At 61.4% G+C, this 12,569-nt stretch carries 10 protein-coding genes, 1 tRNA gene and 1 pseudogene; 4 read left to right on the forward strand and 8 right to left on the reverse strand.

Annotated features, from left to right (window positions below):
• The 3 genes and pseudogenes from SynM161_RS09995 to SynM161_RS10005 all read right to left on the reverse strand — a co-directional run bounded on the left by SynM161_RS09995 (position 1) and on the right by SynM161_RS10005 (position 3,155).
• Positions 1-198, reverse strand: coding sequence for a hypothetical protein (locus SynM161_RS09995; RefSeq protein ID WP_186541208.1), 198 nt, complete (start codon positions 196-198; stop codon positions 1-3).
• Between the two features lie 188 nt (positions 199-386).
• On the reverse strand, positions 387-1,817 hold the full coding sequence (locus tag SynM161_RS10000) for a M48 family metalloprotease (protein WP_186541210.1): 1,431 nt from the start codon (positions 1,815-1,817) through the stop codon (positions 387-389).
• Positions 1,818-2,064: 247 nt separating this feature from the next.
• A pseudogene (locus tag SynM161_RS10005) lies at positions 2,065-3,155 on the reverse strand (tyrosine-type recombinase/integrase).
• A gap of 286 nt (positions 3,156-3,441) precedes the next feature.
• On the opposite strand from SynM161_RS10005, the gene SynM161_RS10015 reads away from it, so the two are divergent.
• The gene (locus tag SynM161_RS10015) at positions 3,442-4,584 is read left to right on the forward strand and encodes a class I SAM-dependent RNA methyltransferase (protein ID WP_186541211.1); all 1,143 of its coding nucleotides are present in this window, start codon (positions 3,442-3,444) and stop codon (positions 4,582-4,584) included.
• On the opposite strand, the gene SynM161_RS10020 is transcribed toward SynM161_RS10015, so the two are convergent.
• Both SynM161_RS10020 and SynM161_RS10025 read right to left on the reverse strand, forming a co-directional pair.
• Positions 4,585-4,971, reverse strand: coding sequence for a phage holin family protein (locus SynM161_RS10020; protein WP_186541213.1), 387 nt, complete (start codon positions 4,969-4,971; stop codon positions 4,585-4,587). It abuts the gene before it with no gap.
• Positions 4,971-5,393, reverse strand: coding sequence for a YqjD family protein (locus SynM161_RS10025; RefSeq protein ID WP_186541215.1), 423 nt, complete (start codon positions 5,391-5,393; stop codon positions 4,971-4,973). Before SynM161_RS10025 ends, SynM161_RS10020 begins: the two co-directional genes overlap by 1 nt.
• A gap of 59 nt (positions 5,394-5,452) precedes the next feature.
• Between SynM161_RS10025 and SynM161_RS10030 the strand changes: the two genes are divergently transcribed.
• The 3 genes from SynM161_RS10030 (at position 5,453) to SynM161_RS10040 (ending at position 10,644) form a co-directional block, all read left to right on the forward strand.
• Positions 5,453-5,809 (forward strand): hypothetical protein, encoded by a 357-nt coding sequence (locus SynM161_RS10030; RefSeq protein WP_186541217.1) that lies wholly within the window; start codon positions 5,453-5,455, stop codon positions 5,807-5,809.
• A gap of 50 nt (positions 5,810-5,859) precedes the next feature.
• The gene (smc, locus tag SynM161_RS10035) at positions 5,860-9,468 is read left to right on the forward strand and encodes a chromosome segregation protein SMC (RefSeq protein WP_186541221.1); all 3,609 of its coding nucleotides are present in this window, start codon (positions 5,860-5,862) and stop codon (positions 9,466-9,468) included.
• A gap of 90 nt (positions 9,469-9,558) precedes the next feature.
• The gene (locus SynM161_RS10040) at positions 9,559-10,644 is read left to right on the forward strand and encodes a PRC-barrel domain-containing protein (protein WP_370593143.1); all 1,086 of its coding nucleotides are present in this window, start codon (positions 9,559-9,561) and stop codon (positions 10,642-10,644) included.
• A gap of 25 nt (positions 10,645-10,669) precedes the next feature.
• Here SynM161_RS10040 and msrB read toward each other — a convergent pair whose 3' ends face one another.
• The 3 genes from msrB to SynM161_RS10055 form a co-directional block, all read right to left on the reverse strand.
• Complete coding sequence (gene msrB, locus SynM161_RS10045) at positions 10,670-11,071, reverse strand: peptide-methionine (R)-S-oxide reductase MsrB (RefSeq protein ID WP_114988670.1); 402 nt, start codon at positions 11,069-11,071, stop codon at positions 10,670-10,672.
• Positions 11,072-11,099: 28 nt separating this feature from the next.
• On the reverse strand, positions 11,100-12,383 hold the full coding sequence (locus SynM161_RS10050) for a glycosyl transferase (protein ID WP_186541226.1): 1,284 nt from the start codon (positions 12,381-12,383) through the stop codon (positions 11,100-11,102).
• A 9-nt stretch (positions 12,384-12,392) separates the two neighbouring features.
• Positions 12,393-12,474: transfer RNA gene (locus tag SynM161_RS10055), tRNA-Leu, on the reverse strand.
• Between the last annotated feature and the right edge of the window lie 95 nt (positions 12,475-12,569).

Here is a 12,569-nt window from a genome sequence, read left to right on the forward strand (position 1 = left end):
TCACAACAAGCCAGCTCCGATAAACGCCTCCTCGACCTCAGCCAAGGCGGCAGGGTCCAGGTCCATGTCGGCGATGGTCTGCCGAATCAGCTGCCTGGTGATGGCGAACCACTCGCGTCTGGAAGTCGATGCGGGCCACTCAGCAAGGCCATCAAGCACGGAGCCTTCAAGTCCCAAGCCATCAAGGATTGAAGCCATCAGTTCGTCTCAACCTCACTTACCGCAAGTTGCGCCAGCTCATGAGCGAGCCGTTCGTGTTCAGCCACAGCAACATCGGGGTGAACCAAAACTAATCCAGCCTGATACTCACTATCAGGACATTCAATTAACATCTATCTGAACAGGCACCACATCAATTCTATTCACAAAACAACCAAAAAGGGTTTCTAAAAACCTAGAGAAGCATCTACATCAATCCCTGTAATGCCAGCATCTTTTGAACCTGCCTTCTCAGGTCGCGTAAAGCTATCGGATATGACAACAGAATCAGAATCTTCATCGTAACTCCAATTACGCACGAAAATAGTATTCATTCGCGAGAGCCCCTGCCGTTCAAGGCGCGAGAGCTTGGACTTTTGCAAGATATGCTCGCGGATTGCCGCTGCTCTACTTTTTCCATCGGGATGCGATTTTAAAGATGCAAGAACATCTTCAGGAACCTTCTTATAGTCATCCTCTTTTTTCTCGTCTTTCTCATCCTTTGCCGCAGCTACAGTGCTCTGCATTGCAGCCCTTCTAATTTCCTCGAGAGTCATTCCGGAATAGGCACCATCTTTAGAACGGGAGATACCCGGGTCTTCAACTCCTTCGGGGAGCAGTCTTTTTATCAACTTGCTTTCATTGTGATTCATAGTTTCAGTCCACAACTTTATGCATTCTCGAGGATTAAAACCTGCAGCCGCAACATACTCAACTCCTAGCAAATCAGCCTCATATTCAAGCTTTCGACTAAAGCCAGCAAACTCAATAGCATGATCGCGCAAATTATATTGAATCCTATTCCATGCTTGCTCAGCAAAATTAGCAGCCAAGCCCTGCATTTCATTAATCGAATCAGATATATTTGGGGTGTAATTTAGCGCAAGCTTCGCCACTTGCGGCCTTGTCAGCATTGCACTTATTTGCAGATTATTTAAAGCCATATCAGTGGAATAAGTACTATTTCCAAGTCCAGCATTAATTCCCCCAAGAATAGCCATACCAGTAACGTATGCATTCTGAGCCCCCCTCGCTTTCGAAACTGAGCGGGAGACGTGCACGGATGTCTTCTGATCTAATTCAATCTGTTTTTTCCTTTTTTCTTCACCATGATTTTGAGTTATATGAGCAATTTCGTGTGCAACAACACATGCAACTTGATCAATTTTTCCAGTTAGCTCCTTTAGCATTGCAGTATTTAAAAATAGCGTTCCAGCATTGCTCAACGCAAATGCATTTGCATCTCCACTCATTGTCCCAACAACCTGAGCAGCCCAAATATCAAAGTTAGTGGCTTTATCAATTTTGGGAAGCATTTGCACCGATTGACACTTTGCGCTATTAGGATCCAAACCAAGAATACCGGCGCAATCAACGTTGTTTCTTACGGCAACACGAATTGGGCGCTTAATATCATTTGTAGTAATAACCCTATCAGCGACTCTATATACAAGATACAAGTCTGGCGGCATTACTGACTTAGCACTTTTATAAGCGGCCGCTCGCTTATCTTTAACAGTCTGAGCATCCGCAGGCAAAACACCATTTACCCCAAGTAGTGACATGCCCAAGGTGACGGCAACAAAGATTTTTTTCACTGTCAAACCTGCCTCCTTCAAAGCCTTATACAAGAAGGTAGAATACTGGAATTTAATACGCGAAAACTTAATTAATATTCACCCATGGGCGCCAATTTGTCTCCTTGCTTATGCAATGCATTAACCAAAAAATGACGGCAAATTTCTGCCATTACTCGTGCAAAGTAATTCAATAATTTTAAACACAAGTCATATCGAGTCACCACTTGTCTTCTGATCCCATTGTCAACCGACAGGCGGGATTGCATCAACCATGGCAGGGCCCTAACTAACCAAGCCGAAGAGAAGAACTATCCCGAGGGTTGCTAGCGACGTAATGACCAGTCGTCGCGCTCGAAGAGTGTCCGGGCGTCGCTTGGAGAGTAAAAACATCAACTCCACGCTGAACGGCGTGCGTCGCATGGCTGTGCCTTAGCTGGTGCGGGTGGGGTGGACGTGGAATCCAGCGGCTCGTCCCCACTTCCGGCAGACATCTCCGATGGCTTGCCGCGTGAGGTGTCCCTTTCCGCGGGGGCTAGGGAATACATAAGCCTCAGCTTCGCCGCGGCCCAAGCCCTCGAATAAAGCCAGCGTGTCGCTTGAAACGCGGACCACTCGGCGCTTGGATCCTTTGCCGAAAAGGTGGATTTGGCCTCCGTCATCGAGAACCTCGATGTCCTCCCAACGAATAGATGCGATCTCAGAGACCCTGCAACCAAGAAGGTATGAACATCTGATTAAGGCGTAATCACGCTTGGCATTGCGGTCGAGATGAGCTGCCCTGGCGATGGTTGCCATCAATAACCCGAACTGCTCTTCACTGAGCGGCCTGGTGCTCTTCTCAGCGTGGAGAAGCGATCGAGGCGGCATCGGGTTACGCGGCACCCCTGTAACCGCTGAGCGGCTTGGTTCAGCCGCCCATCGGTACAGGGAGCTGATGGCAGCGATCCTGCGGTTAAACGTCCGGGGCTTCATGAGTCCGGCCTCGACTTGTTCCCGCAGTTGGGACACCCAGTCCTGACAGAACGCCGCGTTGATCTCGCGTAGATGCAGGTGTGGGTGGTGGCGATCCCGCCAACGCGTGAACTCGCGGATCTCGAAGCGGTAGCCGTCTTGTGTCGCCTTGCTGCCGGTGCGGCTGCACTGGCTAATGAACCTCTTGATCAGCAGAGCGTCGCCCCAAAGGACGGCACCTGCTTCTGCGGCATCAAATAGTCGGGAGACGTATGCGAGCGCCTCTGCCTTATCCATGCCGCCCAAGACGGGCGGCAGTGGTTTGCGTGCAGATTTGCGTGAAAGACCATCTGGAGCCTCCGTCTTAATTTCGGAGATCTCAGTGGTGGGAATGGTTGAGGGGGCCTTCCAGCCCCCGCGAGTCATTTGGGTGATAAGGCTGACCTCACCCCATCTCCCTTAAAGGGTCAGGCAGCAACAGGGGCTGCTTGACGGGAGAAACGAACGATGTTGTTCGCAGTTACGGGTTTGCTCTCACCGAGCAGGCTTCAGTCACCCTCCTCATGCCCCGTCGAAACCATTGCAGCCCCGTGAGGGGGAATGGAGCTGAGCGGAATCGAACCGCTGTCCGAAACACTGGTGTGGATCACCTAGTCCGACGAAGCCGGACCCTGTCATTCTGACAGGAGTGGTGGCCTGGAGCACAACGCCCTTGGGTCGAATCAACCGGCTATCCGCCGTGGCCGTTGTGCCACAAGGCCTGGAAGCAGCCGCTGGCGACGAACTCAGCACCCTTGGAGCCCATGCCGTGAGACCCGGCAGGCGTGCCGTCAGCTTCCAGGCAGACATGGCCTGCCTCTACCGGCTGCACCTGCAGGCTCGACTGCCCTTCCGGCTGCTGCGCCAGGTGGCGCGCTTCCCCTGCCAAGGCCGGGACGACCTCTATGACGGCATCCGCGAAGCGCTCGACTGGGAGCGCTGGCTGCATCCCTCGATGAGCTTCCGGGTGGATGTGACTGGAACAGCACCAGGACTGAACCACAGCCATTTCACGGCGTTGCAGGTCAAAAACGCCCTTGTGGACGCACAACGGGATCTCTGGGGCGAGCGATCCTCGATTGATCTCGACGACCCCGATCTCTCCCTGCACCTGCACCTCGGCCGCGGGGAAGCCCAGCTGAGCCTCGATGGCAGTGGCGGCAGCCTGCACCGTCGTGGCTACAGGGCCGCCATGGGTGCGGCACCGTTGAAGGAAAATCTGGCGGCCGGGCTGATCCGCCTGACGGGCTGGGATGGGAACCAACCCCTCGTGGACCCCTGCTGCGGTTCAGGAGTTCTCCTGATCGAAGCGGCCCTGGCCGCCTTGCAGCAGGCCCCGGGGTTGGAGCGCCGCTTTGCCCTCGAAGGATGGGCCGATTTCCAGCCGGAGCTCTGGGACAGAGAAGCTGATCGCGCCCGGCAACGGCGCAGGGGGGACCTCACCCTTCCGCCGCTCCTAGGGATTGAAGCGGATCCCGCCATTGCCGATCAGGCCCGGGCCAATGTGGGCGCCGCTGGGCTGAGTGGAGTCATCCGCATCTGCACGGGCACGTTCAGCGATCAACCCCTCCCGGAGGGGCCGGGGGTGTTGGTTTGCAATCCCCCTTACGGTCAACGGATCGGCGATGAAGCGGAGCTGGAGGCGTTGTATCGAGAGCTTGGCAACTACGCCAAAGGCCAGGCCAGGGGTTGGAAGCTCTGGCTGCTCAGTGGAAATCGCAACCTGACGGGAGCCCTGCGTCTGAAGGCCGAGCAACGGATTCCCGTGAGCAACGGCGGCATTGACTGCCGCTGGCTGCACTACGACATCCGCTGATCAGACCCGGCCCATCACTGCCCGTACCGTTTTCATCAGTCCCTCCAACGTCTGAGGCAGGAAGGGGCCCTTCAGCACCTGGCCGCCAATGCGCAAGCTGATGCCCGCCAGCACCAGGTTGGCCACCGCGAGGCTCAACAGTGCGCGCATCCAATCCAGATCCCACTGGGCCTGAATCCAAAGCAGCAACGACGCTTCGCCCGCCATCAAGGCCAGGAACATGGCCGTGCCTCCGATGGCGAGGAACAAGCCACCGCTGATCAGTCGGCGTTTTTCCCGATCCACTTCCTGCAGGGCAATCCGCACGTGCAGATCCATCACGGACGCCGCCAGTGCGGTCACCCGAGCTGCCGCTCCAAATCCGCGGGGTGAGTTCTGATCGGCCATCAGGAACGGCGCCCCCCGCGAAGCATGCTGCCCAGCAGCAACCCAACACCAAGGGCAACACCCACAGCCAGCAGCGGTCGCTGGCGCACAGGCGCCTCGATCTTCGGCCGCAGGGTGCTGTTCAACTCATCCAGCAACTGTTCCAGTTGCTCTTCGAGGGGATCAAGGCTGTCAGCCCAGTCGCGGCTGCGATCACCGGCGCTATGGAAAAGCTCCTCCAGTTGCTCCCGAACCCCTTGGGGCGTCAGGCCTGTGTTCTGTTCAATCAAACGAACCAACTCATCCACACTCCCCCGGGTGGCTTCAAGGGTGTGCTCAGCAAGATCCGGCCAGCGCTCCTGGATCGTCGGCAGCAGGCTTTCAAAGCGCTCACGGAAGTGGTGCTCGAATCTGCCGTTGGACTGCGGCGATGGCGAGGCCATGAAGACCGTTGGCAGGACGCTTTAGAAGAGTAGGGAGACTGAAGGCTGAGGGAAAGTCTTTGCCGCGATACGCCCTACTGCGTCACACCGGAGCACCGGACGACCACAGCGGATGCCATATCGATCTGCTGCTGGAGGACGGGGACAGCTGCCGAACCTGGCGACTGGCCACAGTGCCGCAGCTCAACGCTGCAGCCCAACCAGCGGTTCCCCTGCCTGCCCATCGAAAGATCTGGCTGGAACCCCGCAGTGCTGCCGTTTCGGGCAATCGGGGCTGGGCCGAACGCATCCATGCCGGCAGCTACTGCGGAGTGCTCCCCAACGCCACGGATGCAGACGTCACCCTGCAGCTCGAAGGCGACCTCCAGGGCTGCCTGCGCATCACATCCGGGCGCTGCTTTTTATCGAACCCTTGAGCTTTTCGTGGGTTCCGCTAGTTTCTACTCGCTGACAGCCCCAGATCCTGTTGGTTCATATCAATCAGGTTGGGCTGACGCACTTCAAGTCGTTCGGTGGAGCGATGACGATCCCTCTCGAGGAGGGATTCACCGTCGTGACCGGACCCAATGGCTCCGGCAAAAGCAACATTCTTGATGGCGTTCTGTTCTGTCTGGGCCTGGCCACCAGCCGTGGCATGCGGGCTGACCGCCTGCCGGACCTGGTCAACAGCGGCATGCTCAAGGCCGGTAAGGCTGCTGAAACAACCGTCAGCGTCCGCTTTGACCTGAGCGACTGGACACCCGATACCGCCGAGGAAGGCCTGGAGGCACCAGCGGAGGGACCCTGGATTCAGCCGGGACAAACGGAATGGACGGTGACCCGCAAACTGCGGGTGATGCCGGGGGGCTCCTACAGCTCCAGCTACAGCGCCGACGGGGTGCCCTGCAACCTGCAGCAGCTTCAGACCCAGCTGCGCCGCCTTCGGATTGATCCCGAGGGCAGCAACGTGGTGATGCAAGGGGACGTCACCCGCATCGTCTCGATGAGCAACCGCGACCGCCGCGGCCTGATCGATGAACTGGCTGGTGTTGCCCTGTTCGACACCCGGATCGAACAGACCCGCCGCAAGCTCGATGACGTGCAGGAGCGTCAGGAGCGCTGCCGGATCATCGAGCAGGAACTGCTGGCCAGTCGCCAACGGCTGGAGAAGGACTGCGCCAAGGCCCGGCAATACCAGGACTTGCGGGAACGGCTGCAACTTGGACGCCGCCAGGAAATGGTGCTGGCCTACGAAGCCGCCCAGCAGGCCCTCAAGGATCTGGCCACGCGCCAACAGGCGCTGGAAGCCCAGGAACATAGAGACGCCGCGGCCATCGCCAGCGGCCGGGAGCAGCTGAACAAGGCTGTTGCCGAACTGGACCTTCTCCAGGAGCAGGTGAAAGCCCTGGGGGAAGACCAACTGCTGGCCGTTCAGGCGGAACTGGCTGGCCTCGACACCAGCAGCCGCGAACTGGAGCGCCAGGCCAGCCTCCACCAGGACGAAGGCCAGAAACTGCAGGCGCAGCGCCAGGACCTCGCCACCCGTCGCCAGCAGTGGCAGCTGCAATCACGGGAGCTGGAACGCGATCCCCATCAGGACGCCCTCAGCACCGCCGAAGACAACTGCCGGGCCGCTGAAGCCGCTGTGGAGATGTCCCGCCGCCGGCTGGCGGATGTGGCGGGCCGCTCCGGCGCCTGGGTGGAGGAACAAAAGCGCCGCAGCGGTCGCCGGCAGGAGTTGCAAAGCAGCGTCGCTCCCTTACTGGAGGAGCAGCAGCAGTTGCAGGAACGGCTGCGCCAGGAACGGGAACGGCTGGAAGAGCTCACCCAAGAGCAGCACCAGGACGGAGCCGACGGCGACGCCGTGCAGCAACAGCTCGCAACCCTGGAGGAGACCTGGCAAACCCTGCTGCAAGCCATTGCCGACGGCAAGCAGGAGCTCCAGCAGACCGCCGAGTCGCTGGCCATCCAACAGCGCACCCGCAGCCGGCTGGAGCAGGAGCAGACCCGCTTGGAACGGGAGATCGCTCGGCTGGAGAGCCGGCGGGATGCCCTTCAGGAAAGCCGCGGCACCGGAGCCCTGCGCCTGCTGCTGGAGGCCGGCCTCGATGGCATCCACGGCCCTGTGGCCCAGCTGGGAGAGGTGGAGGATCGCCATCGCCTCGCCCTGGAAGTGGCCGCGGGGGCCCGTCTCGGCCAGGTGGTGGTCGACGACGACCGCATCGCCGCCCGCGCCATCGAACTACTCAAGAGCCGCCGTGCCGGACGGCTCACCTTCCTGCCCCTGAACAAGATCCGCGCGCCAGGAGGCGGAGGCTCTTCAGCCGCCTTTGCCCGAGGTGCACGCCCCGGTGGGGACAGCGGTGCCGGCCTGATCGGCCGGGCCGTGGAACTGGTGCGCTTCGAACCGGTCTATGACCAGGTGTTTGCCTACGTCTTCGGCGACACCCTTGTGTTCTCCGACCTGGCCAGCGCCCGTCAACAACTGGGCCGCTCCAGGGCGGTGACCCTGGATGGGGAGCTGCTGGAGAAGAGCGGCGCCATGACTGGCGGCAGCTTCTCCCAGCGCAGCAGCAGCCTCAGCTTCGGCCGCAGCAGCGATCAGGACGAAGCTGAACCCCTGCGGCGGCGCCTGCTGGAACTGGGGGAATCCCTGGTGGCCTGCCGGCGGGAGGAGTCGAAGCTGGCCCAACTGATCGAACAGCAGAAACCCCAGCTGCGCGAACTGGAAAAGCAACAGGCGGCCTTGATCGCCGAGCGCAATGCCGCCCGGCGCAACCACGGCCCCCTGCTCGAACGCAGCCGCCAGCGGGCCGAACGGCTCAGCAAATTGCAGCAGGACCAGACCGAGCAACAGCAGCGGCTCGAAGCCATCAGCACTGCACTCACCCCACTTACCGCGGAACTGCAGGCCTTGGATGAGGCGGAGCGCAACAGCGGCAACAACGACGATGCAGCCGCCTGGGCCCAACTTCAGACGGAACAGGAAGCCGCCGACCAAGGGCTGGAGGCGGCCCGCCGCGAGCGCGACCAGCTTCTGAATGCCCGCCGCGAGCGGCAGCTGACGATCGAACGCCTGGGGGATCAAGAAAAGGCTCTGGCCGCCGAAGAAATCCGCCTGCAGGAGGCGGTGAAGGCCCTCGCCAGTGCCCATGGGGCCTGGCGCCAGCAGCAGAGCGACCTCCAGGAGAAGCGCAAAGAGCTCGAGCAGCAGCAGACCGACCTGCAGGAGCGCTTCGGCAGCCAGCGCCGGGCCCGGGACTCCGCGGAAGCCGAGGTGGGCCGCCAGCGTCAGGCCCTGCAGCAGGCCGAATGGAATCTGGAGCGGCTCAAGGAAGACCGCGAAGGATTGATCGAAGAACAGCGCAGCGGTGCGGTGCGCCTGCAGGAGATGGAACAGGCCCTGCCGGACCCAAGGCCGGAGATCCCGGAAGCCCTGCGGCTGGCGGGCTTGGAAGCCTTGCAGACCGATCTGCAGGCCATCCAGCAACGCATGGAAGCGCTGGAGCCCGTGAACATGCTGGCGCTGGAGGAACTCGAGGCCCTCGAAGAGCGGCTCAACGAACTCAACGAACGGCTCGACGTGCTCAACAGCGAGCGGGAGGAACTGCTGCTGCGGATCGAAACCGTGGCCACCCTGCGCCAGGACGCCTTCATGGAAGCCTTCACCGCCGTGGATGGGCATTTCCGCGAGATCTTTGCCTCGCTCTCCGATGGTGATGGCCACCTGCAACTGGAGAACCCGGAGGAGCCGTTGGAAGGTGGCCTCACCCTGGTGGCCCATCCCAAGGGCAAAACCGTGCGGCGCCTGGCCTCGATGTCGGGGGGAGAGAAATCACTCACCGCCTTGAGCTTCCTGTTCGCCCTGCAGCGCTTCCGGCCGTCACCGTTCTATGCCCTCGACGAGGTGGACAGCTTCCTCGACGGCGTCAATGTGGAGCGCCTGGCGGCTCTGATCGCCCGTCAGGCCGAGGCAGCCCAATTCATGGTGGTCAGCCACCGCCGCCCAATGATCGGCGCAGCCCAGCGCACGATCGGGGTGACCCAGGCCCGCGGCGCCCACACCCAGGTGGTGGGTTTACCGGATGCCGCCTGAACGATCGGAGTTTTCGCTGTGCAATCTGAACGTGACAGGCGGAACCCCTGCGCCACAATGGTCTGAATGTCCATGGCCGAGGGCCCGCGCTTGACCCCGACCCCTACCCCAAACGACGCCATCACCACTGGCGTACCCAGCGATCGCCTCTGGTTACGATCCGAACTGATGGGCACCCAGGTGATCACCCGTGACACCGGCCGCCGCCTGGGGGTGGTCGGTGAAGTGATCGTCGATATCGACCGCCGTGAAGTGGTGGCTGTGGGGCTGCGGGACAACCCCCTGACCCGTTTCCTGCCCGGCCTTCCGCGCTGGATGCCGCTGGACCGGATCCGTCAGGTGGGCGACGTGATCCTGGTGGATTCGGCCGACTCCCTCAGCGAAAACTTCAACCCTGAGCGCTACAGCCGGGTGATCAACTGCCAGGTGATCACCGAGTCCGGTGAACAGCTGGGGCGGGTGCTCGGCTTCGCCTTCGACATCGAGACCGGCGAGCTCACCACCCTGGTGATGGGTGCCCTTGGCGTGCCCCTGCTGGGGGAAGGGGTGCTGAGCACCTGGGAAATGCCGGTGGAGGAGATCGTCAGCAGCGGGCCGGACCGGATCATTGTTTACGAGGGAGCCGAAGACAAGCTCAAACAGCTGAACAGCGGCGTTCTGGAAAAACTGGGCGTCGGTGGCCCCAGCTGGGAAGAGCAGGAGCGGGAGCGCTACCGGGTCAACCTGGTGCCCGTGGAAAATCAGCTCACCTCCGGACAACCCCAGGAGCAGGAGCAACGGCGTCTCCAGGCTTCAGAAGCCGAGCGGTTTGAGGCTGATGCAGAACTGGAATATGTGGAGCTGGAGGACCGGCGGCAGGAGTCGATGCAGCAACGCCGTTACCTCGATGAGCCCCAGAGGTACGACGAGCAGCGCTACGCCGAACCTGCCCGCTACGACGAGCGGCCGGCTGAGCGAGCACAGACCTACAACGAGCCCGCACCCTTCGATCAGCAGCCTGCCTACGAGGAACAGCCTGCTTATGAGGAACAGCCCGCCTACGAGGAACAGCCTCCGCGGCGTGCCATGCCTGCCTCCCGCCGCGCTGTTCAGCAGTCGGGTGAACCCCTGGATGTGGAACCGATGGAGGATGCAGCGCCCCAGCGCCGGAGCCAGGATCTCGACGATCCCTGGTGATCGGGGCTGAGGCGCTGAACGGTGTTCAGGACGCCTTGAAGTTCAACGATGCGCTGTTGACGCAGTAACGCTGGCCCGTGGGGGCGGGACCATCCGGGAAGACGTGTCCGAGGTGGGCATCACATTGAGCGCAGTTGATTTCGGTGCGCACCATCCCGTGGGTCAGATCCTCTTTGGTGGTGATCGCCTCGGCACTCACACCGTCCCAGAAGCTGGGCCAACCCGTGCCCGAATCGAACTTGGTCTCAGAGCTGAACAGCGGCGCACCACAGCAGACGCAGTGGTACATCCCCGTGGCCTTGTTGTTCCAGTAAGCCCCGGTGAACGCCCGCTCGGTACCGCCGCAGCGGGCCACCTGGAACTGCTCCGGCGTCAGGGATTGCTTCCACTCCTCTGCGCTGCGTTCGACCGGATTGGACGGGGACATGGTCGTCGGAACCAGAGTGGGGCGCAGCCTAGGAAGCGTTGAGCTCTCGGGGAAGCAAACCCCTCACCTCGGCGGCCAATGCGGCCACCGCCCCGGGTTCTCCCCGCAACGCCTGGAGGTCCTGGCGCTGGCCCTCAAGCCGCTCGGGGGCGTTCAGCCAATCGCAGGCCTCCTTCGCAATCTCCTCCGGGGTGATCGCCCCCACCCGCTCCGGCACCACAGCACGGCCTGCACTGATGTTGGGCCAGGCCATCAACCCGTTGTTGCGCAAACGCCAGAGGGTCAACAGAACCCCGATCAGACGCCGCAGACCCGGCAGACGCGCCAGCAGCCCCAGCCCGCCATCCCAGGCCTGCATCACCTCCAGGTGCTGGGTGGGAACAATCACGATCATCGGCACCGCAAGGGCGCCGAGTTCAGCCGTGTTGGCGCCGACCGTGGTCAGGGCCAGGGCGCACTGGCTCAGGGGGCCATGGGCCGGATGCTGCTCCAGCAGACGAATCCGTGTGCCCGCACCCGTCACCAACTCCGTCACCGACTCCCCATGCTCCACCGAAGCAACGGTGGCGCTGTAGCGGGCAGCAATCGCGTTGGATGCGCCGGCGAAACGCAGCAGTTCATCCACGCTGGTGGTGGGAGCCAGCGGCAGCAAAAAACGGCATCCGGGTTGCAATCGGGCCAAACGATCGGCGGTATCGAGCAGAAACGGCATGCCGACGCTCAACTTGGCCGGCTTCGATCCCGGCAACAGGGCCACCCACTGGCCCTCGGGGAGAGGCTCCTCGCGACGAGCGAAGGACGACAGATCCGCCATCAGATCACCGACCACGCGGCACCGGGGCTGGTAACGGACCGGCAGCTGGCGCCGCACCGCGTCCGACATCGCCGCAATCCGATCGTTCCAGCCCGGCCAACGCGCCACCCACTCGGCATAGGTGATGTGGCGGTAGCCGAGACGAGCCGAAAGCAGAACGGTCCAGAACTGATCACCGCCCAGGAACACCACCACACCCTTCTGCGGCCATGGGCCGTAGCGCTGGGGACGCAGCAGCAGCGACCAGAAGCGGCCTGCCGGCACGATGCGCTCGAACAAACCCCAGGGCTCCGCGGCCGCACGCTCTTGGCCCGTGGCATTGGGGCAGGGCACCAACACCAAATGCAACGAAGCTGGCGCGCTCTGAGACCGGGGACGCAGGCGAAGGCTGGCGTGCAGCCGTTCGGCCAGGGGACGAACCCAGGTGGTCAGTTCGCCGGGACCGTTCGAAACGAGAACAACGGCCGGTCCTGGTTCTGCTGCGCGGAGACGGGCCAAAGAAAAAAATGCGGATGGCGAGACTTGAACTCGCAAGGCCGAAGCCACACGCCCCTCAAACGTGCGTGTCTACCAATTCCACCACATCCGCGTGGTCGACTTCACCGCTCGGGTGTTGTCGAGGTCAGATCATACCGGGCGGGGTCTTCGCTCCTCGGCAACTTCGGTCGGCGCTGATACGATCCG

It is taken from the genome of Synechococcus sp. M16.1 (genome assembly GCF_014279895.1).
Lineage (GTDB): Bacteria > Cyanobacteriota > Cyanobacteriia > PCC-6307 > Cyanobiaceae > Parasynechococcus.